This window comes from Amycolatopsis sp. NPDC051102, from assembly GCF_040682815.1.
Classification (GTDB): domain Bacteria; phylum Actinomycetota; class Actinomycetes; order Mycobacteriales; family Pseudonocardiaceae; genus Amycolatopsis.
Map to the genome: position 1 here is coordinate 109,910 of NZ_JBFBBT010000006.1, position 20,999 is coordinate 130,908.

At 69.4% G+C, this 20,999-nt stretch carries 16 protein-coding genes; 6 read left to right on the forward strand and 10 right to left on the reverse strand.

Annotated features, from left to right (window positions below; all coding sequences use genetic code 11):
• Positions 1-19 precede the first annotated feature (19 nt).
• From fxsT to AB0M93_RS19595, 4 genes are all read right to left on the reverse strand, one after another.
• Positions 20-4,444, reverse strand: a complete 4,425-nt coding sequence (gene fxsT / locus AB0M93_RS19580) for an FxSxx-COOH system tetratricopeptide repeat protein (RefSeq protein WP_364275790.1) — start codon at positions 4,442-4,444, stop codon at positions 20-22.
• A 16-nt stretch (positions 4,445-4,460) separates the two neighbouring features.
• On the reverse strand, positions 4,461-5,588 hold the full coding sequence (locus AB0M93_RS19585; protein ID WP_364275792.1) for a MoxR family ATPase: 1,128 nt from the start codon (positions 5,586-5,588) through the stop codon (positions 4,461-4,463).
• Entirely contained in the window at positions 5,566-7,017 is a 1,452-nt protein-coding gene (locus AB0M93_RS19590) for a hypothetical protein (protein WP_364275338.1), read from the reverse strand. The genes AB0M93_RS19585 and AB0M93_RS19590 overlap by 23 nt, the downstream gene beginning before the upstream one ends.
• A gap of 121 nt (positions 7,018-7,138) precedes the next feature.
• Entirely contained in the window at positions 7,139-8,029 is an 891-nt protein-coding gene (locus AB0M93_RS19595; RefSeq protein ID WP_364275340.1) for a hypothetical protein, read from the reverse strand.
• A gap of 149 nt (positions 8,030-8,178) precedes the next feature.
• On the opposite strand from AB0M93_RS19595, the gene AB0M93_RS19600 reads away from it, so the two are divergent.
• From AB0M93_RS19600 to AB0M93_RS19610, 3 genes are all read left to right on the forward strand, one after another.
• Entirely contained in the window at positions 8,179-9,384 is a 1,206-nt protein-coding gene (locus AB0M93_RS19600) for a low temperature requirement protein A (protein WP_364275342.1), read from the forward strand.
• A 99-nt stretch (positions 9,385-9,483) separates the two neighbouring features.
• Positions 9,484-10,779 carry an acyl-CoA dehydrogenase family protein gene (locus AB0M93_RS19605; RefSeq protein ID WP_364275794.1) on the forward strand — a complete coding sequence of 432 codons (1,296 nt, stop codon included), beginning with the start codon at positions 9,484-9,486 and terminating at the stop codon, positions 10,777-10,779.
• 20 nt (positions 10,780-10,799) lie between these two features.
• Positions 10,800-12,005, forward strand: coding sequence for an acyl-CoA dehydrogenase family protein (locus AB0M93_RS19610; protein ID WP_364275344.1), 1,206 nt, complete (start codon positions 10,800-10,802; stop codon positions 12,003-12,005).
• A gap of 42 nt (positions 12,006-12,047) precedes the next feature.
• Here AB0M93_RS19610 and AB0M93_RS19615 read toward each other — a convergent pair whose 3' ends face one another.
• From AB0M93_RS19615 to map, 4 genes are all read right to left on the reverse strand, one after another.
• The gene (locus AB0M93_RS19615; RefSeq protein WP_364275346.1) at positions 12,048-13,103 is read right to left on the reverse strand and encodes an alpha/beta hydrolase; all 1,056 of its coding nucleotides are present in this window, start codon (positions 13,101-13,103) and stop codon (positions 12,048-12,050) included.
• A 127-nt stretch (positions 13,104-13,230) separates the two neighbouring features.
• Positions 13,231-14,073, reverse strand: a complete 843-nt coding sequence (locus AB0M93_RS19620; protein ID WP_364275348.1) for an SDR family oxidoreductase — start codon at positions 14,071-14,073, stop codon at positions 13,231-13,233.
• A gap of 59 nt (positions 14,074-14,132) precedes the next feature.
• Positions 14,133-14,645, reverse strand: coding sequence for a GNAT family N-acetyltransferase (locus AB0M93_RS19625; protein ID WP_364275350.1), 513 nt, complete (start codon positions 14,643-14,645; stop codon positions 14,133-14,135).
• 9 nt (positions 14,646-14,654) lie between these two features.
• Complete coding sequence (gene map, locus AB0M93_RS19630; RefSeq protein ID WP_364275351.1) at positions 14,655-15,419, reverse strand: type I methionyl aminopeptidase; 765 nt, start codon at positions 15,417-15,419, stop codon at positions 14,655-14,657.
• A gap of 144 nt (positions 15,420-15,563) precedes the next feature.
• Here map and AB0M93_RS19635 point away from each other — a divergent pair, with 144 nt between their 5' ends.
• From AB0M93_RS19635 to AB0M93_RS19645, 3 genes are read left to right on the forward strand one after another with little or no spacing between them, the layout of a single operon-like run.
• Positions 15,564-16,085 carry a YbaB/EbfC family nucleoid-associated protein gene (locus tag AB0M93_RS19635; protein ID WP_364275353.1) on the forward strand — a complete coding sequence of 174 codons (522 nt, stop codon included), beginning with the start codon at positions 15,564-15,566 and terminating at the stop codon, positions 16,083-16,085.
• 15 nt (positions 16,086-16,100) lie between these two features.
• The gene (locus tag AB0M93_RS19640; protein ID WP_364275355.1) at positions 16,101-16,436 is read left to right on the forward strand and encodes a hypothetical protein; all 336 of its coding nucleotides are present in this window, start codon (positions 16,101-16,103) and stop codon (positions 16,434-16,436) included.
• Positions 16,433-17,815 carry a hypothetical protein gene (locus tag AB0M93_RS19645; RefSeq protein WP_364275357.1) on the forward strand — a complete coding sequence of 461 codons (1,383 nt, stop codon included), beginning with the start codon at positions 16,433-16,435 and terminating at the stop codon, positions 17,813-17,815. Before AB0M93_RS19640 ends, AB0M93_RS19645 begins: the two co-directional genes overlap by 4 nt.
• Positions 17,816-17,857: 42 nt before the next feature.
• Here AB0M93_RS19645 and AB0M93_RS19650 read toward each other — a convergent pair whose 3' ends face one another.
• Together AB0M93_RS19650 and AB0M93_RS19655 are read right to left on the reverse strand one after the other, a co-directional pair.
• Entirely contained in the window at positions 17,858-19,012 is a 1,155-nt protein-coding gene (locus AB0M93_RS19650; protein ID WP_364275359.1) for an acyl-CoA dehydrogenase family protein, read from the reverse strand.
• Complete coding sequence (locus AB0M93_RS19655; protein ID WP_364275360.1) at positions 19,009-20,994, reverse strand: acetyl-CoA carboxylase biotin carboxylase subunit; 1,986 nt, start codon at positions 20,992-20,994, stop codon at positions 19,009-19,011. Before AB0M93_RS19655 ends, AB0M93_RS19650 begins: the two co-directional genes overlap by 4 nt.
• Positions 20,995-20,999 lie beyond the last annotated feature (5 nt).

The following is a 20,999-nucleotide window of genomic DNA, read 5'->3' on the forward strand; positions in this document are numbered from 1 at the left end:
CGGTCCGCAGCTGTTCCGGCTACAGCGGCAGCGGGTCGATGTCGCAATCCGCGCGGACACCCTTGGAGGCCGCGATGGTTCCCGGGTGCGACTCGCGCAGCACCATCCGGTACCGCGACAGGACATCGGCGTAAAGCGTCTCCGCTTCCTGGGTCTGCTCGGACGCGCGTAGATCGAGCGCCCGGTTCAGACCGGCCGCGAGCGTGGTGGGGTGGTCCTTGCCGAGTACGCGCTCGGCGCGCGCCAGCATGTCGGTTTCCAGCTCCAGTGCGGCCGCGGTCTCGCCGAGCGCGGAGAGGTCGCTCGCCAGGTTGATCCCGCACAACACCGAACTCGGGTGGTCGTACCCGAGCGTCGCCCGCAGCTGCACCAGCGCACGCTCGTCCAACTCCCGTGCCGCGGCGGCGTTTCCGAAAAGCCGCAAGGTCACCGCCAGGTCGACGGCCGCGGCCATGGTGTGCGGGTGATTTTCACCCAGCTTGAGCCGGTACCGTTCGAAGATCTGCTCGCCCAATTCCTTGGCAGCGCGCAGTTCTTGAGCGTGACGCAGGTCGATCGAGTACCCGACCGCGCACGCCATCACGTTGAAGTTGTCTTCGCTGTACCGGATGCGGAACCGTTCCAGCACCTCGGCCGCCAGTTCTTTCGCCCCATCGTGGTCACCGGCCTTCCGCCGGGAGACCGCGAGGTAAGCCATCCGCCGCAGGGTTTCCGCATTGTCCTCGCCGAACAGCCCGCGGACGCGTTGGGCCAGCTTTTCGTTCTCGTCGCGGGCCCACACGTAATCGCCGGCTTCGCGACGGTCGATGATGAGCCCCATGCGGGAGCCGAGGGTCTCGGCGTGGTTGTAGCCGAGGATCTCGACCTGTCGCTCGTAATTCGCCTCGTCGAGTTCCGCGGCTTCGCGGTATTCGCCGGTCAGGCGCAGGTTCGTGCAGTGGATCCGCGCCGCGCGCAGCGTGACCGGATCGTCGTCGCCGAACAACGCCCGGGCCTTCACGTGGACTTCTTCGGTCAGGTTGCGGGACCCGAAGAAGTCGCCCTGGGCGGCCAGGTCGCCGGACACCGCGATCTGCGCCGCGAGCGTCTCCTCGCTGTTTTCGCCGGAAAGCCGCCGGCGCGTTTCAAGGACCTTCGCATTGACTGCCGCGGCTTCGGCGTACCGGCCGGTGATCCAGTAGTAGTAACCCCGTCGCTCGGCGGCCAGCAGAGTCTGCTCGTCTTCGGCGCCCACCCGTTCGGACCAGTTCTCGTGGGCCAGCTCCGCCAGGCGAAGCGCCTCGTCGTGGTCACCGAACTGGAAGAGGTACCGCATCAGGTTGATCACGAGCTGGCGGACCCAGGCGTCGTCGCATTCGACGATCTCCGCCGGGTAGATGTGGGGGAAGATCTCCTGGTAACGCTGCCACTGGTCCGACGACGTCGGGTCGTCCGGGTCGCGGTTCGCGAGCAGCAGGTGGGCTCCGTGCCGCATTTCCGCCTGGTGCTGGGGCGTCATGCGGTTGCGCAGCACGATCTGCACCAACCGGTGCAGGACGATCGAATTGGTCCGGTGGTCGATCTTCGCCAGGCTGTAGCGGTTGATGTCCCGGATGGCCCGCGCCAGCTTCATCGGGTCGCGCAGCGCCGTGTCGATCTCCGGAAGGATCGAAATGCTGCCGACACCCGAGAAAAACGACCGCGCAATGGGCTCGGGCGCAAAGAAAGCGCAGATCTGGAGCAACTGGTGCGCCACCGGGTTCCGGGTGCGCAATTCGTCGAAAGCGACGTTCCAAGCCGCGGCGACCGACACCTCGTAGTCGGACGTCGTGGACGTGTCGAGGATTTCGGCGACCTTTTCGTCGAACAAGCGCAGGTATTCCTGCACCGGCATGCCGGTTTCGGCGCGCCAGGCGGCGGCCTGCTCGATCGCCAGCGGAAGGTCCCCCAGTCGTTCCGCCAGCTGCTCGGCCTCGGCCAAGTCGATTTCCGGACCGCGCCGGCGCAGCAGTTCGACGCTTTCGGACCGCTCGAAGACCGCGACCTCCAGCGGCCTGGCGACGCTGCTCCACTCCGCGTTCCGCGAAGTGATCAGGATTTCCCCCGGCCCGTTGGTCGGGAAGAAGTCGCGGACCATTTTGACGTCCTCGGCGGAGTCGAAGACCAGGAGCCACCGGCGGAACGGCCGGCCAACCCGCAGCGCCTCCCGGACCGCCGGGATCGCGGTGTTCGCTTCACCGGCGCCAGGCAGGTTGAGCGCCTGGGCGAGCTCGGTGAGCGCGATCCGGATCTGGCCTTGGTGCGTGGCCGGAATCCACCACACGACGTCGTATTCCCGCAGGTGGCTGTAGATGTACTCCACTGCCATCTGGGTCTTCCCGATGCCGCCCATCCCGTGCAGGGCCGACGGCAGGACGGCGGTGGTGCCGGAGGTGACCCGCTCGGCGAGCTGCCGGAGCAGCTCACGCCGTCCGGTGAAGTTGGGATTGCGGGGTGGAACGCTGCCCCAGACGAGCGGGACGTCCTCCGCCGGGCTCTCCCGGTGTCCCGCGCCGAAAACCGTTCGCTGCCCCAACCGGGGGCTGCCGTCCTCGGCAGGCAAAGGCTCGTGCGGCTCCGGGGTCCGGCGGACCAGGTCATCCTCCGCTGCGGCGGTGGTGACTGCGGACGGGGAAGCCTCAGGGGGCACGGGCGCTTTCGCCATAGTGTCTCTCACCGGTTCACCATAATCGTTGGGCGGCATTCTCTTTTGGGCGATGTGTTCAGCTGATCCGGAAACAGTCGACGACGCTGTCGCTGAATCGGGTGCAATGGAGGACAGTTCACCGGAATGGTCTCGCTCTTTCGAGCGAATTCGGCTGGCACGAGAAGAATAAGGGCCACTCAGGGCCTGCATTACCACCCGTTCGAGTGCGACGTCATGCGGCGGATCCGCCCGGGAATCGGGATCACGGGTCGCGTCCGGCGCGTCAATGGCGTCCCGCAGCCGGGTGATGGTGCCGAACCGGGCTTCGGTGGCGCGGACGACCTCCGCTGTGTCGGCACGCCGGGCCCCGCTCAGCAGCACCTGCCGGACCGAGGCCGGGAAGTCGAACACCGTGGTCTCGTCCCCGACGGCCGCGGCCGGGCGCAGCAACCCGCTCGTCAGCACCTCCGTCAGATGCTCCGGCCGCGCTTCGGGCAACAGTTCGTCCTGGACGAACCGGGCCACCGAAAGGTTCGCCGGCACCGCGGCGAGCATCGTGGCCAGCCGGTAAGCCGGCGGGGAAGCGACGCTCAAGAACCGGCGCACCCGTTCGCGGGCGCTGTCCGGATCGACGATGGCGTCGTCGCCGTCGATCGGTGTGGTCTTCGGCCCGCTCAGCAGCACTCTCGCGGGCACCGGGCCCTTGTGTTCGGCCGCCACCAGCCGGGCCCACCACCGAAGCCAGCGTGGGCCGAGCTCCATCACGGGCACCGGGACAGCGCCGCCGGCCTTGGCCGCCGTCAGCTCCGGATCCGCCCACGACTCCGGAAGTTCCCAGTTCCACTGGCTGTTCGGCGCGATCGGCACCCGGACGTTCAAGCGGGCCCGGTGCAGGTCCATGCCCCGGGACCACAGCCGTTGCGGCAGAACCTGCAGGACGGCCGTGGGCATCACCGAAGCCCATTCACCCAGCACCGCGGAAACGCCGCCCGACCGCCAGAGATCGCCGACACCGTCGGTGATCACCAGGACGAGACGACGGCCGGTGGGGTCGATCAGCTCGGACGGATCCCTCGGCGCCGACGAGGACGTCTCACCGTAGAGCCGGGGCCGGCCGCGACGGTGGCCGCTGCTCTGGGTGTCGAGCCGCCGGTACTGGATCGTCCGGAAGGCACCGAGTTGTTCAAGGCCGGCGCGAAACGACTTCACCGTGCTCCGCCACAGTGTCATCGACCGGGCGGTGTCGACGACGACGGTGAGATCCAGCCAGCGTTCCAGTTCGGGCTCGGTCACCGGCCACCAGAATCCGCTCTCGGCGACCCGCTCGGCCGTGGCGGCCTCGTCGACGATGACAACGCGCTCATGCCAGGCCGGCACCCTTCGCTTCAGCGTGCGGAGGGCCCGAACAATAACGGACGGCCGAACCGATCCAGAAGAGGGCTGCGGCGGCGAACCCGGATCAGCCGCCGAGGGGACTTCGACGACTCCGGTGGCCACCACCCGACGTGGGCTTTCGTACGACGGCACCGGCTCCGCCCGTACCGGAGGGGCCGGCAGTTCCAACGGGCCCGGCGGGGTATCGCCGGCTTGCGAAATGTCCGGCCGCCGGTAGGGCGCCGCCGGACGCCGCCGCGCCTCGTCGGTCCGCGTCGCGGCGATCAACCACAGAGCGTCGGCGACGTCGCGTACGTCCGGCAGCCCGGGTTCCGCGGACGCACGCGCGCCCCCCGCACCGCCGAACCGCGATCCCGCGCCGGCGGGACCGGGAACCGGCGACATGGGCGGGCCGCCCACGTCATTGCACCGCCGACAGACGCTGCCACAGAGCGTCCACGAGCCGCTCCCAGGTCACGTCGCCGCGATAGGCGCCGGACGTGGCCAGGTACATGGCATCCAGCAGCTTTCCGGAAGGCAGCCCGTCATCACCGGACGCGCTGCGCCGCACGAACTGCTCGATCAGCTCGTTCTGCAAGCCGTCACCCAGCCTGCGGCGGTTCTCCTCGGAATCGTGCAGGTGGGCCACGACCATCGCGGCCAGCTGCTCCGGATCCGGGTCCGGCATTTCCAGCTGCAGGCACCGACGCAGGAAAGCGGGCGGAAATTCTCGTTCCCCATTGCTGGTGATGATGACAATCGGAAACGCGTGACACCGGATCCGCCCGCCGACGACCAGCGCCGTCTCCCCCGGGTCGTCCGTGAACACCGTCGTTTCGGGGGTCTGGTTGCGGATCCGCTCCAGTTCGGGAACGCGGAACTCGCCGTCTTCGAAAATGCTGAGCAAGTCGTTCGGAAGATCGGCTTCGCTCTTGTCGAGTTCGTCGATCAGCAGGACCCTCGGCACCCGGCGTGGCAGGAATGCGGTTCCCAGCACGCCCAAGCGGAGGAACTCGCCGATCGGGGGCTCGGGTGCGGGACTGGCCCGTTCGCCCAGCGTGGCGAAGCGGGCGCTCGCCGCCTGGATCCGGCCGATCGCGTCGTAGTGGTAGAGCCCGGAAGTCAGCGAAGTCCGGCTGGTGATCGGCCATCGCAGGACGCGCCCCAGCTGCAGTTCGGCGGCCAGCCGGTAGGCGAGCGTGGACTTCCCCGTTCCCGGGCGGCCCGTCACCAGCAGCGGCCGCCGGAGGTAAAGGGCCGCATTGATCATGTCGAGTTCGGCGGGTCCGGTGCGCTGGGCCGATTGCGAGTGCTCACTCCCGAGCCGCCGGGCGACGTCGTGATCGTCCCGCGGAGGATCGTCGGACTCCGGCAGCGGGCCACCGTCGAAGTCCCGCCACGGCGGCGGAGGCGGCAGGATGTCCGTCAGTTCCAGGTCGTGGATCGGCCGGCCGGTGCCGCGGTAGACCCACCAGTCCGACGACGCGAGACGGGACGCGTCACGGACCTGCGTCGTCTCTCCCCCGTCAAGACGCTCGCTCTCGGTCATCCCGGATATCCCCTCGCTGCCACGGGAAAGCTGGCGGCTGGTCAAGAACGAGACGGCTCGGATCGTCCCACATTACCACCAGATCCCGCACTGGATTATCCCGATGGAACGTGGTTTCGGGAAGACTGGCGTGGCGGGATTTCTTCGCCTGCATGGGCAAATCGCCTAGACCGGATTGCCCCTTCGCGAACTCGGTGATCAACTCGCGAAGTACGTCCAGTGGCGCGTCGGGGTGCCATAGTACAGCGGGGATACCCGACCGCAAAGCCGCTGTCAGGCTGTCCTTCTCCCCGCCTGCTTCGAGCGGCGGAGCCGAGCCGAGGACCACGAGCCCCCACTTCAGGTCCGAAAGAACCACATCGAGCGCCGCCGCCTGGGTGCCGTTTTCGTAGTACACGCACTCGGCCGACGGGTTGGCCATGAACGCTTCCCAGTGCTGGTTCCACACGCGGTGCCAGTGCTTCGAACGCATGCGCTCCAGCGAACGGACGGAAATGAGGTAGTCGATCGAAAGCGGCCTCGGCATACCGGATTCGTGCTCGCGGTGCCAGAGGTGCACGGGCAGGTTCAGCAGGGCCCGGGGCAGCACGAACTCGAGGGCGACCGAACCGCGGTGGTCGGCCCAGATCCGCTCCGCGGCCACCACCAGGCTGTCGACGTACCGTTCGAGGTCGGCGCTCCGCACCTCCGACGTCCCGCCGTGGGGCGGCGGCCATTCCCCGGGGAGGCGTTGACACCAATGGGAAACCTGGTACAAGTCCGGGTCGATCCCGTCGTGGTCCACCAGGACCATCAGGTGCAGCCGCCCTTCCCGCTCGGGCATGGCGATCGAGGCTCGACGCGCTTTCAGCTGGGCCTCGAGCCGGAGTCTTCTGGCCTCGTAGTCGTTCCACTCGGTCAGCTGCCGCGCGAGTTCGCCGCCACAGCGGCGGGCGACCAGTTCGAGAAGCGCGAACGCCGGGGGAATGCCGTCGACGTCCGCGTTGAAATCGGCCAAGTGGGTGAAGGCTTCCCACACGGTGCGCACTTGGGGCGGCAGCGGCGAGCCGAGCCCGCTCGCGCGGTGGACCAGCTCGCCGAGCCGGGGCACCTCGAGCCCCGCCAGCCACTGGTGCAACCGGTCGCGGTCGGCGCGTGGCAGCAGGTCCAGCACCCGCGGTCGCTCGACCAGCTCCCGGACCCGCTCGGACTCGGGCGACCCCGGCCGCATGAACGCGACGGCACCGGCCAGCGCCTGCATCCCGTCCTGGTACCGCTCGCAGGCGGACACGACTTCGATCAGCGAGCTGCGCGGTGTCGGGTGCCGGGGCACCGCCAGCTCGACGCCCAGCGTCTTCCCCACGAGGCTGACCACCACGGCCAGCTCATCGGCCAGGCCGGCTTCGGCCAGTACGTCGACGACTGCCTCTCCGATCACGTGTCCCGGCACCTGGCGCAACACCCCCTACCCACTCACACGGGACGGAACCGGCGTCGTCGCCTGTGCGCATCGGCCGCAGTCGCGCCGATCTTACCCGGCAAAAGGCCTTCCGCCGGTTGCCAAAAAGATGTCACGACCCGCGCTCTTCCGGGCGGTCATCCACGTGGTCGAGCAATCGCTGCACCGGCTCGGATCCGGGTTCCAGCATTTGCACCGCCGCGACGAGTTCGGCGAGCCCGCCACGATAGCGAAGGCAGGTACTGACGATCTCCAGGACGTGCAGCCGGGTTTGCGGGTGATATGCCACGACCGTCGCGATCTCCGGCCGGAGCCGCTTCAGCAGTATTCTCCGGCTGCTTTCCTCGGCGACCGACGGAATGTCCAGCAGCAGTTCCGTCAGCTCCTTCGCGCGGTCGGCCTCGGACGGCGTCCCCGTGCGTACGACAGCATCCCGCGCCGGCCACCGGCCACCGGCGGACCCACCGAGGAGCCGCAGCCACGCAATCGTGGAAGTTTCTTTGGTCTCGACCGGAATCCGCCGGTAGTCGGCGGGCGCCGCCGCCGGATCCTGGAGCACGACGTCCTGATAGAACACATCCGAAGCCAGGAGCGCCAGTTCGGCGCCCGTCGTCCTCTGAGCTGCCTTCGCCTCGGCTGCTTCGAGCACGCGGAACGTGAAGCTGACCGCCTTGCCGACCGAACCGTGGCTGGCGCTCTGCACCTCGCCCGCGTGCAGCGCGAGGCGAAGCTGGATCCGGGCGCCTTCGGAGTGGACGGCGTTGTGGCGGCGGAGGTCCGCGTGCATGCGCTCGGGCAGCTGCGCCACCAGGTCGGCCTTGGCGATTTCGGGCGGCAGCAGGATCATCGCGCCGTCGCCGGTGTTCTCCACGAAGCAGGCGTCCCAGGGAATGCCCGTCTCGGCGAAGCCGCCCTTGAGGACCGCCCAGAAGCCCTCGTGCACTTCGCGCAGGTGAGTCATCGTGCGGCTCGGGTTGTTGTAGCCGGCGATGTCGACGGCCATGATCGTCTTGTGGTGCGCAGCCGGATGCACGGCCCACCTCCCCACGTCCCGTGGCTCATTGTCCCAGACCCATACAGGCTCGGCCATGTTCGCGGAGGGCGTTACGCCGAAACCGGACCTTCTTGACCTTGTTTCGTCCATAATTCGTCGTGCCCACGAGACGCCTGCACCTGGTGAGCGCGGATGAGGACCACCGCGTCTCGACCATCGAGCTGTTCTTCGACCTGGTCTTCGTCTACGCCATCACCCAGACCACCCAGCTGATGGCCGACCACCTGAGCCCCGCCGGGGTCGGGCAGGGGCTGGCCATGCTCGCCGTCCTGTGGTGGTGCTGGTGCTCCTATGCCTGGCTCGGGACCACCATCCACGTCGACCACGGGATCGCGCGGCTGGCGATGTTCGGCGCCATGGCCGTGATGTTCCTGGTGTCGCTGACCATCCCGGAAGCCTTCGTCGACCACCCCGGCGGGTTGTTCGCGCCCGCTCTGTTCGTTGCCTGCTACGCGCTCGTGCGGCTGTTGCACCTCGTCGCCTACCTGGGCGCGGCGAAGAACGACCCGGGACTGCGGCGGGTTCTGCTCAAGATGTTCGTCGGGTTGCTGCCGAGTGTCGTGCTGCTCGGCGTCGCCGCCTTCCTGAGCGGGCCTTGGCAGCTGGGGTTGTGGGTCGTGGCGTTGGGAATCGATTACCTCAACGTCTACCTCTCCGGACCGGAGGGGTGGCGGCTCAACTCGCCCGCGCACTTCGCCGAGCGGTTCGGGCTCATCGTGATCATCGCGCTCGGCGAGTCGATCGTGGCGATCGGCATCGGGATCGGGGCGCTGCCGATGTCGTGGCTGGTCGCCGGCGGCGCGGTGTGCGGGCTGGCGCTGGCCGCCGGCATGTGGTGGACCTACTTCGACGTCGTCGCCCGGGTGTCCGAGCACCGGCTGACCACAGCGACCGGGGTGGACCGCGCGAAGCTCGCCACCGACTCCTACACCTTCCTGCACCTGCCGCTGATCGCCGGGATCGTGCTGGTCGCCCTCGGCCTCAAGAAGGCCTTCCTCTACATCGCCGACACCGAGCAGCACAGCCCCGGCGAAGCCCTGCACGGCGTGCCGATCTGGGCGCTGACCGGCGGCCTTTCGCTGTACCTGATCACGCTGAGCGCCCTGCGCAAGCGCAACCTCGGCAGCTGGAACGTCCAGCGGCTGGTCGTCGGGGTGCTGCTGGTCGCGGCGACGCCGTTGCTGGAGCACGTGCCCGCCGCCGTGCTGCTGCTCGTCGTGGCCGGTCTGGTGCTCGGGCTCATCACTTTCGAGCGCATCCGGTTCGCCGAGTGGCGCAGGAAAGTGCACACCGCGCACACGTGACCGACCCCGCACTGGCGTCAACCCGGCTCACGGGTTAACCTACTCGCGAGTAGGTAACGGATGGAGGGCCACATGGCTGCGCCAAGGAAACGGGACGCGATGGGCTGGGGCCTGTCCGCGCTGACCCGGCTGGCCGGGAGCAAGGTCGTCGATCGGGCCGGGCTGCGCAAGCCCCTCGAGGACCTGGTCACCGCGGGGACCCGCAACGGCTTCCGCGTCGCCGGCGCGGCGACCCGGTCGTTCAAGTCGGTGCAGAAGCTGGGCAAGCCCGCCCGGCTCGCGCCGGCCGGCGACACCGGGCTGTTCGACCTCACGCCGACCGAGGACCAGCAGCTCATCGTGGAGACGGTGACGGAGTTCGCCGCCGAGCAGCTGCGCCCGGCCGCCGCGGACGCCGACGCCAAGCTCGAGGCGCCCGAGGGGCTGCTGGCCCGGGCCGCCGAGCTGGGTATCAGCCTCGTCGGCATCCCCGAGGAACTCGGCGGCGTCGGCACGGAACGCTCGGTGGTGACCAACGCGCTCGTCGCGGAAGCGCTTGCTCACGGCGACCTCGGCCTGGCCGTCGCCGTGCTCGCCCCCTCCGCGGTCAGCACCGCGCTGGTCAGCTGGGGCGACGAGCAGCAGCAGGCCGACTACCTGCCGGCGTTCGTCGGCGAGCACGTGCCGGCCGCGGCGCTGGCCCTGCAGGAACAGAAGGCGCTGTACGACCCCTTCAAGCCCGCCGCGAAGGCACGCCGCACGCCGAAGGGCTACCAGCTCGACGGCGTCAAGACGCTGGTCCCGCGCGCGACGCAGGCGGAGCTGTTCATCGTCTCGGCCGACCTGGAAGGCCGTGGGCCGGCCCTGTTCCTCGTCGAGTCGTCGAACGCCGGCGTGTCGATCGAAACCGAGCCGGCGATGGGCCTGCGCGGCGCCGCGACGGGCCGGCTGCACCTGGAGAAGGTGGCGTTGCCGGCCGGCGCGCTGCTCGGCGGCGGGAAGGCGGACGTCTTCACCGAGGTCGTCCGGCTGTCGCGGCTCGGCTGGGCCGCGCTGGCCGCCGGGACCGCGAAGGCCGTCCTCGACTACGTCGTCCCCTACGTCAACGAGCGGACGGCGTTCGGCGAGCCGATCAGCCACCGGCAGGCGGTCGCGTTCTCCGTCGCCGACATCGCGATCGAGCTGGAGGGCCTGCGGCTGGTGACGTTGCGCGCCGCGGCGCGGGCCGAGCAGGGCAAGTCCTACGCCCGCGAGGTCGCGCTGGCCCGGAAGCTGGCCGTGGACAAGGGCATGCAGATCGGCAGCGCGGGTGTGCAGCTGCTCGGCGGGCACGGCTTCGTCAAGGAGCACCCCGTTGAGCGCTGGTACCGGGACCTGCGCGCCATCGGCGTCATGGAAGGCGCCGTCCTTCTTTAGGCTTCGGAAAGGCGTTAACGATGATCAACCTGGAAGTTCCCAAGAAGGCCGGCGCGCTGATCAATCAGGCGTACCAGGCCGCGGCCGAGGTGTTCCGGCCGATCTCGCGCAAGTACGACCGCGCGGAACACACCTACCCGGCCGAGCTCGACATGTTCGCGGCCCTGCTGGACGGCCTCAACTCCTCCGGCGAGGGTGGCGCGGGCGCGGCGGGCGTGCGCCGGTCCGGTTCCGACAAGGAGGCCAAGGGAAATCGCAACGGCGCCAACCTGAACGTCGTCCTCGGCACGATCGAGATGTGCTGGGGTGACGTCGGCCTGCTGCTGTCGATGCCGCGGCAGGGCCTGGGCAACGCGGCGATCAGTTCGGTGGCCACGGACGAGCAGCTGGAGCGCTTTTCCGGCATGTGGGCGGCGATGGCGATCACCGAGCCGGGCTTCGGCTCGGACTCGGCGGCGGTCAGCACGACGGCCCGCCTCGACGGCGACCACTACGTGTTGAACGGCGAGAAGATCTTCGTAACGTCGGGCGAGCGCGCGGACGCGGTGGTGGTCTGGGCGACGCTGGACAAGTCCAAGGGCCGCGCGGCGATCAAGTCGTTCGTGGTCGAGAAGGGCACACCGGGCTTCGAGGTGGTGCGCACCGAGCACAAGCTCGGCATCCGCGCGTCCGACACGGCGGTGCTGCGCTTCGAGAACTGCCGCGTCCCTCGCGAGAACTTGCTGGGCACACCGGAGATCGACACGAAGAAGGGTTTTGCGGGCGTCATGCAGACGTTCGACAACACCCGTCCCCTGGTGGCGGCCATGGCGATCGGCGTGGCCCGCGCGGCGCTGGACGAGACGCGCGAGATCTTGGCGTCCGCCGGCGTCCCGATCGACTACGACCGCCCGGCAAACGCCCAGCACGCGGCGGCGGCGGAGTTCCTGCGGCTGGAGGCGGACTACGAGTCGGCGTACCTGCTGACGCTGGAATCGGCGTGGATGGCGGACAACCGCCAGCCGAACTCGCTGCAGGCGTCGATGGCCAAGGCCAAGGCGGGGCGTTCGGTGGTGGAGATCGCGCTCAAGTGCGTCGAGCTGACCGGGGCGTACAGCGAAGAGTCGCTGCTCGAGAAGTGGGCGCGGGACGCGAAGATCCTCGACATTTTCGAGGGGACGCAGCAGATCCAGCAGCTGATCGTCGCGAGGCGGATCCTCGGGAAGACGAGCGCAGAACTGAAGTGACACTGTTGAAGGCCACCCCCGCGGGGGTGGCCTTCAACGCGTTCAAGAAATCTGGTCGTCCAGGAACTCGTCCAGGTAGCGCCACGTCGTGCCGCGGGCCTTGCGGCCGGTCAGTACGCCCAGGTGGCCGCCCGGGGCCGTCTTGAAGCGGACCTCGGGGGCCTTGTCCAGCAGCTCCACCACGCGCTCCACCGACGGCCTCGGGGCGATCGTGTCGTTCTCGCCCGCCACCACCAGTGTCGGTACGCGGACCGAGGACAGGGAAATGATGCGGCCGTTCAGGTCCACCTTGCCCTCCGCCAGGTCGTTCGTGCGGAACAGCCGGTGGTACAGCTGGCCGAACGTGCGCCCCGGGTAGGCGTACATGTTGCTCATGAAGTGGTCGACCGCCTCGATCTGGGCCAGGTAGTCGCGGTCGTCGAGGTTCTTCAGGATCGCCAGGGGTTTCGTGATCTCCCGGCTGATGCCCGTCGCGCGGAAGACGCGGCTGACCAAATAGGACGGTGCGCCGCCGAACGCGCGGTAGATCGGGGTCAGCAGGTGGCCGTTCGTCAGGTCGACCAGCGGGCGGAACGGTGCCACGATCGGGATCGCCGTGAAGTCCACCGGCGAGCCGATCGCGGTGATCGACGCGATCGGCAGGTCCGGCTGGTCGGCGTTCACCAGCAGCGAAAAGATCCCGCCCAGCGACCACGACACCAAGTGCACGGCTTGGCCGCCGGCGTCCGCGCTCACGCGCCGGATCGCCCGCGGCAGCACCTCGTCGATCCAGTGCTCGATGCCCAGGCGCCGGTCGGAGAACGCGACCATGCCGTAGTCGACGAGGTAGGCGTTGCGGCCGCCCTCGACCAGGTGCTCGATCAGGCTGCAGCCGCGACGCAGGTCGAAGCAGATCGCCGGAGCGGCCAGCGGCGGCACCAGCAGGATCGGCGGCCCGGACACCGGGCGGCTGCTGTGCGTCATCCGGTACAGCGAGCGGTTGGGGCCCTGGTCGACCAGCACCCGCGGCATCGGGCGCAGGTCGGCGACGCCGCCGTGCAGCACCTTGCCGACCACGTTCGACGCCGCGGCGGCCAGCCGTGCGGGTGGTGAAGCCATTTTCTCGCGCCTCCTGGAAACGGACTCGGAGGCAATCTTGCCGGGCGAAGCGGGCGGACTCAACAGCGCCACGTCCGCAAGCACCCGGCAAGCACGTCCAATTCGGACAGTCGCTAGGCCGTCCGAGTTACTCCGCGGCCGTTCCCGGGGCGCTGTCCGCAGCCCGCGCTTCGTACGCCGCGCGGGCCGGGGAATGGGCCGCTGAAGCCAAAAGCCGGTCCGCCTTCAGCGCCCGCGAGAGTGCTTCGCCGAACCGACGCGGAAGCAACCGGGTGAGCTTGCCCATAGTGCCCACCGAGCGGGGCACGTAGACGTCGAAACGAGGCTTGCGCAGCGTGGATACGATGGCGTCGGCCACATCTTCCGGCCGCGAAGACTTGAACAGCTTCGCTTCGCCGAGGCCGCTCGCCAGCTCCGTCCGCACGATCGCCGGCATCACGCACGAGACGTGCACGCCGCTGCCGTGCAGTTCCAGGTGCACCGCCTCGGACAGCCCGACGACGGCGTGCTTGGTGGCGCAGTAGGTCGCCGCGCCGGGGAAGCCGGCCTTGCCCGCGAACGACGCGATGTTGACGATGTGGCCGCTGCGCCGCGGCCGCATCCGTTTCACCGCCTCGCGCGTGCCGTGGATGACGGCGTGCAGGTTGATCTCCAGCTGCCGCCGGGTCATCGCGTCGGTTTCCGCCTCGAGCTCGCCCAGCGGCATGATGCCGGCGTTGTTGATCAGCACGTCGATCCGGCCGTGGCGGCGTTCGACCTCGTCGAGGAACTCGGTGAAGCCGCGGATGTCGGTGACGTCCAGCGGCAGCGCGTCGGCACCCAGCTCGCCCGCGGTCTTTTCGGCCCGGACGACGTCGAGGTCGCCGATCACCACCTTCGCGCCCAGCCGGGACAGCGCCGACGCGGTCGCCGCGCCGATCCCCTGCCCGCCGCCGGTGATGACGACGACCTTGCCCGCGAGTTCGGCCATGGCGACTCCTTCGTCTGTTGGCACCGCGTCAACAGTGTCGCCCTTCCCGCCGCGGCGCGCTACCCCACGCGCTGCTCCAGCACCTGACCGACCCAGTCGTCGACGGTGAACTGCACGGTGGGCGTGAACCCCTGGCTCTCGTAGTACCGCTGCAGCGCACCGTCGCCGCCGGCCCAGCAGTCGACGCGCACGAGGTCGATGCCGCGCCGACGCGCCTCGTCGAGCGCGTACTCGACGAGGCGCCCGCCGACGCTCCGCCCGGCGAACCGCCGGGACGTGATCAGCAATCGGACATACAGTTCACGCTCGTTAACCGCCGGTACGTGCGGGTCGCGCTCCTCCGAGACGATCAGGGCGCCGGCGGCCTCGCCGTCGACGACCGCGATGCGCAGGCCGGGGTCCGCGGCCATGCCCTTCACGCGCTCTACGCGCTGCGGGACGCGGCTCCACGGTTCGGTCCCCCACTGCTTCGAGCTGCCGCGTGTCACGAGCCATTCCACGGCTTCGTCGAAGAAGCGAAGCAGCGTGTCGGCGTCCCCAGAATCACCCGACCGGATGACGATGTGCTCCATCCCCTCTGTCTACCGCACGGTGAGCACCTGCGGGCCGTCTTCGGTGATGGCGATGGTGTGCTCGACGTGCGCGGCGCGGCTGCCGTCGACGGTGAGCAAGGACCAACCGTCCTCGGCGTGCCGGTATGCGTCGCCGCCGCGGGTGAGCATCGGCTCGATCGCGAGCGCGAGCCCCGGCTTGAGCCGCATCCCGCGGCCGGCGCGGCCCTCGTTCGGCAGGTGCGGGTCCTCGTGCATCGCGCGGCCGATGCCGTGGCCGCCGTGGTCGTCGAGCATGCCGTAACCCGACGCGCGGCCGGCGGTGCCGATCGCGTACGAGATGTCGCCGAGCTTCGCGCCCGGCTGCGCGGCGGCGATGCCGGCGGCAAGTGCGCGCTCGGTCGCCTCTATCAGTGATAGATCGGCGGGGTCGGCAGTACCGACGACGAAGCTGATCGCGGCGTCGCCGTTCCAGCCGTCGACGATCGCGCCGCAGTCGATGCTGACGAGGTCGCCGTCCTGGATGCGGTACGCCGTCGGGATGCCGTGCACGACGACGTCGTTGACGCTGGTGCAGATGACGCCCGGGTAGGGCGTCGGCGCGGACCTCGGCTGGTAGTGCAGGAACGACGGCTTGGCGCCGGCTTCGCTGATCACCTGCGCGGCGATCTCGTCCAGTTCGCGCAGGGAGACGCCGATCGCGGCGGCCTCCTTGACCGTGTCCAGCGTCTTCGCCACGACTCGTCCGGCTTCGCGCATGACCGCCAGTTCGGCTTCGGTTTTGATCTCGACCATGACGATAACTATACCGGTATAGATATTGGTGTCCAGGGGGAGGTGGCGACCTCGTTCAGCCGGTGGCTCGGTCCGTGTCATCCGGAGTTCAGGCAACGCTGATTGACTTCTTCCGTTCACCACCTCTCTCGCGACGAGGACAAATTGACACAGCCAGGACCCGCCGGTGATCCGCTGGCCGCGTTCACCGTCGAACTCGAGGAAATCCAGGCGAAAGCCGCAGCCGCGCAGGAAAAACTGCGTTCCGCCGTCGCCACCGTGCAGTCACCGGACGGGGCGATCACGGTGACCGTCGGCCCGAGCGGCGTGCTGCAGGACCTCCGGTTCGGCCCCCGCGCCTACGAACGGCCCCCGCAAGCCCTTTCCGCCATGGTGCTGCAGCTGATCGGCCGGGCGCAGCAGAAGGTCTCGGCCGAGGTCGCCGACGCCTTCAGCGGCATGGTCGGCGAGAACTCGGCGGCCCGCGAGCTGCTCGACGAGTTCCTGCCGGCCCCCGAGCCGGACGCGGGAGCGCCGCCGCCGGGCAAGAGCGAAGTCTTCATGCCGGAGCAGGAAGCCGAAGACCGGCCGCCGGCGCACCGGCCGCCACCCCCGCAACACGGTCAGCCACGTCGTCGTCCCCGGCCCGCGCCGGACGAGGACGACGGCGAAAGCAACCCCTGGTAGGACGGAGGAGGACCAGTGGTTTCCGGAGCAGGTTTCTCGGTCGACCCGGCCGAGCTGCAGAAGTTCAGCCAGTTCCTGTCGGGCACGACGCAGCCGGCGGTGCAGGACGCCGCGAACCGGATGCAGGCCGCCAACGGGTTCGACAACGCCGCGTTCGGCATCCTGCTCGCGCAGGTGCTCGCCGTGCCCTCGCGGGTCACGATGGCGGTGATCACCGGCGAGATCAACAACCTCGTCGGGGACATCGGCAAGTCCGCCGCCGACTTGAACAAGGCGGCCGAAACGTATGCCACCCACGACTCGAACACGGCACAGGGTTTGAGCACCTTCGAGACGGAGCTGGGCAAGTGACCGTTCCCATCACGGCGTCGAACTCCACGACCGGCGCCGGCGTCTTCGACAGCTGGAAGCAGGTCGGCGACTCGATCGGCAAGGTCCAGACCGAGCACGGCGGCGACCTCGCGGCCGTCAGCGTCGAGCTGGGCATCAACGTCATCAGCGCCGTCCTCGACACCGTCGCGTTCGCGATGGACCCGCTGGCGAAGCTCATCGCCGCGGGGCTGGGCTGGCTGATCGAGCACGTCTCGTTCCTGAAGTGGCCGCTCGACCAGGTCGCGGGCAACCCGTCCGAGGTCACGAAGGTCGCCAACGAGCTGCACAAGATCGGCGAAAGCCTGCGCAACACCGGCGACGAGCTCGACAAGACGCTCCAGGCGACGATCACCCACTGGCAGGGCAAGGGCTACGACAGCTTCCTCAAGTCGATCAACGACCGGAAGGGCTGGATCGACGCCAACGCCAAGGCGGCCGACGTCGCCGGCTACATGGTCGAGACCACCGGGGCCCTGATCGGCGCGGTCCGCTCGCTGCTGCGCGACATCATCACGACGATCCTCGGCGACATCATCTCCACGATGCTGATCGCGCTCGCGCTGGCCATTCCCACCTTCGGCGCGTCGATCGCCGTCGGGGTGACCAAGTGCGTCGCGACCGTCTCGGTGCAGGTCGCGGCGATGATGGCGAAGCTCGCCAAGGTCGTCGCCTACGCCGGCCGCACGCTGGCCCGGCTCACCGGGCTGTCGAAGCTGGTCAAGGGCAAGCCGGGCTCCTCCGGCGCGGGCCACGAGCTGTCGAACCTGCCCCCGCACGGTGGCGGCGTCCCGAACTTCTCGCGGCCGCTGCCGAAGCCGCCGGGCACCGCAATCACGCACGACGGCCCGCCCACCACCGGCGGCGCCACCCCCAGCACCCGGCCTCCGGGCGACGGCACGACCCCGAACTTCTCGCGGCCGCTGCCCCCACCGGGCACCGCGGTCACGCACGACGGTCCCGGTGGTGGCGCCACACCGAGCACGCGGCCTCCCGGCGACGGCACCACACCCAACTTCTCGCGGCCGCTGCCGAAGCCACCGGAGCCGCCGAAGCCGACGCCGCCGAAGTCGCACCTGAGCGACCACGACATCTCGACGATCAAGAAGCACGAGGACTGGCTGAAGACCAAGTTCGGCGACAGCTACAAGAAGATGAAGTTCGTCGACGACTGGCTGAAGGCCAAGCACCCGGACTACTACCCGATGCTGAAGGCGCTTTCCGACGCGAAGAGCTCGAAGAACTTCGTCGGCTGGGCGGGCAAGGACATCGTGCAGGTCGACCGCGGTCTCACCGACATCCAGATGCAGGCCGAAGCCGCGTGGGCCGAAGAGGACAAGAAACAGCAGCAGCCGCAGTGACCGCCGAGGGGCACCTCCGGCGGAGGTGCCCCTCGTGGCGGGTCAGGCGACGCCGAGGTGGCGCGAGATCAGCATCTTCTGGACCTCGCTCGTCCCCTCGCCGATCTCCAGAATCTTCGCGTCCCGGTAGAAGCGGCCCACCGGGAACTCGTTCATGAACCCGTAGCCGCCGAAGATCTGCGTGGCGTCGCGCGCGTTGTCCATGGCCGCGTTGGACGCCACCAGCTTCGCGATCGACGCCTCCTTCTTGAACGGCTCGCCGCGCAGCATCTTCGACGCCGCCTGGTAGTAGGCCAGGCGCGCCGTGTGCGTGCGGACCTCCATGTCGGCGATCTTGAACTGGATCGCCTGGTATTCGCCGATCCGCCTGCCGAACGCGACGCGGTCCTTCACGTACTTGAGGCACTCGTCCACGCAGCCCTGCGCCAGACCCACCGACACAGCGGCGATCGCGACCCGGCCTTCGTCCAGAATGGACAGGAACTGCGCGTACCCGCGGCCGCGCACACCGACCAGGTTCTCCGCCGGGACGCGGACGTCCGAAAAGGACAGCTCGTGGGTGTCGGAGCAGTTCCAGCCGACCTTGGAGTACTTCGGCGCCACCTCGAAGCCCGGCGTGCCCGACGGGATGAGGATCGCCGAGATCTCCTTGCGGCCGTTCTCCATCACGTCCGTCACCGCCGTCACGGTGACCAGCTTGGTGATGTCCGTGCCCGAATTCGTGATGAACGCCTTGCTGCCGTTGACGATCCACTCGTCACCGTCCAAAGAGGCCCGGGTGCGCGTCGCCCCCGCGTCCGAGCCGCCGCCCGGCTCGGTCAGGCCGAAGCCGCCCAGCGCGGTCCCCTCGCACAGCGAAGGCAGCCACTTCTCCTTCTGGTCCTGCGTCCCGAAGCGGAAGATCGGCATCGCGCCGAGGGAAACGCCCGCCTCCAGCGTGATCGCGACCGACGAGTCGACCCGGGCCAGCTCCTCCAGCGCCAGGCACAGCGCGAAGTAGTCGCCGCCCATGCCGCCGAACTCCTCGGGGAACGGCAGGCCGAACAGGCCCATCTCGCCCATCTTCGCGACGATCGCGTACGGGAACTCTTCCTTCTCGTACAGCTCGCCGATCACCGGCGCGACCTCGGCGTGCGCGAAGTCCTCGACGGTCTTGCGGAGGGACTCGTATTCCTCGTCCAGGCGGAAGTCGATCACTGCTGCTCCTCTTGGGGCGCGACTACGGCAAGGGTTTCGTCCAGCGCGACCTGCTGGCCGGCCCGGACGGGGAGTTCGCTGACGACGCCGTCGATCGGCGCGGTGACCGTGTGCTCCATCTTCATCGCCTCGACGACCAGCAACGGCGTCCCGGCCTTCACGACGTCGCCCGCCGCGACCTTCACCACGAGCACCGTGCCCGGCATCGGGCTGGTGACCGGGCCGGCGCCAGCGGCCTCGCCGCGTGACGCCAGCTCGAACTCCTGCTCGCCGAAGGGAAAGCTCAGCCCGTCGCGGGACAGCCAGACCGTCCCGCCGGGCGCGCAGGCCTGGCGGTAGCGGTGGAACCCCTCGGCGTGCCGGATCTCGAGCACGTCGCCGTCGCGCCGGGCCGACACCCGCACCGGCGCGTCTTCGCCGACGAACACCGTCGCGTCGGACGGCGTGCCCTGCACCCGGACCACTGCCCGGGCGGGGCCCGACTTCAGGCGGAACGTCACCCCGCCGGAACCGCCCATCCGCCAGCCGTCCGGCACGTCCCACGGGTCCACGACCGGCCCGGACGGCTGCAGCTCCAGGAACCGGTCCAGCGCGGCCGCGACGAAGAACTCCGCGGGCACGTCCGGGGAAACGAGCTCGGCCAGCCGCCGGTCGACCAGCTCGGTGTCGAGCCGGCCGGCGCGGACGTCGGCGTCGGCCAGCAGCGCGCGCAGGAACGCGGTGTTCGTGCCGACGCCCAGCAACGCCGTGTCGGCCAGCGCCAGGTCGAGCCGGTGCAGCGCCGACGCGCGGTCCGGGCCCCAGGCGATGACCTTGGCGAGCATGGGGTCGTAGTTCGAGCCGATGACCGCGCCGGGGGTCATCCACGAGTCGACGCGGACGCCGTCGCCGGCCGGCTCGTGCACCGCCAGCACCGTCCCGCCGGTCGGGATGAATCCCCGCGCCGGATCTTCGGCATACACGCGCGCTTCCACGGCGTGTCCATTGAGGACGACGTCTTCCTGCGCGAGGGAAAGGTGTTCGCCCGCCGCGACCCGGACCTGCCACTCGACCAGGTCGAGGCCGGTGACCAGCTCGGTGACCGGGTGCTCGACCTGCAGCCGGGTGTTCATCTCCATGAAGAAGAACTCGTCCGGGTTCTTCGCCGACATGATGAACTCGACGGTGCCCGCACCGACGTACCCGACCGAGCGCGCGGCCTCGGCCGCCGCCGAGCCCATCTTTTCGCGGGTGGCCTCGTCGAGCAGCACCGACGGCGCTTCCTCGATGATCTTCTGGTGCCGCCGCTGCAGGCTGCACTCCCGCTCGCCGAGGTGCAGGACGCGCCCGTGCGTGTCGGCGAGCACCTGGATCTCGATGTGCCGCGGTGTGGTGACGAACCGTTCCATCAGGAGTGTGTCGTCGCCGAAGGAGCTCTTGGCTTCGCGCCGCGCGGACTCGATCGCCGCGTCCAGCTCCTCGGGCGCGTGCACCAGCCGCATGCCCTTGCCGCCACCGCCGGCCGACGGCTTGAGCAGCAGCGGGTAGCCGACTTTTGCGGCGGCTTCCGCGAAGCCGCCATCGGGGATGTCCACATCGGACGCACCGGGCACGACCGGGACGCCGGCCTTCGACACGGTCGCCTTCGCCCGGATCTTGTCGCCCATGGCGTCGATCGCGGCGACCGGCGGGCCGATGAACACGAGCCCGGCGGCCTCGCAGGCCCGCGCGAACTCGGCGTTCTCCGCGAGGAAGCCGTAGCCCGGGTGCACGGCCTGGGCGCCGGACGATTCCGCGGCCTTGACGATGGCGGGAATGTTCAGGTAGCTCTTCGCGGCCTCCGCCGGGCCGATGCGCACCGCGGTGTGCGCCTCGCGGACGTGCCGGGCGTCGGCGTCCGCGTCGCTGTACACCGCGACCGCGCGGATGCCGAGGGCCCGCAGCGTGCGGATGACCCGGACCGCGATCTCGCCCCGGTTCGCGACCAAAACTGAGTCGAACATGCCCC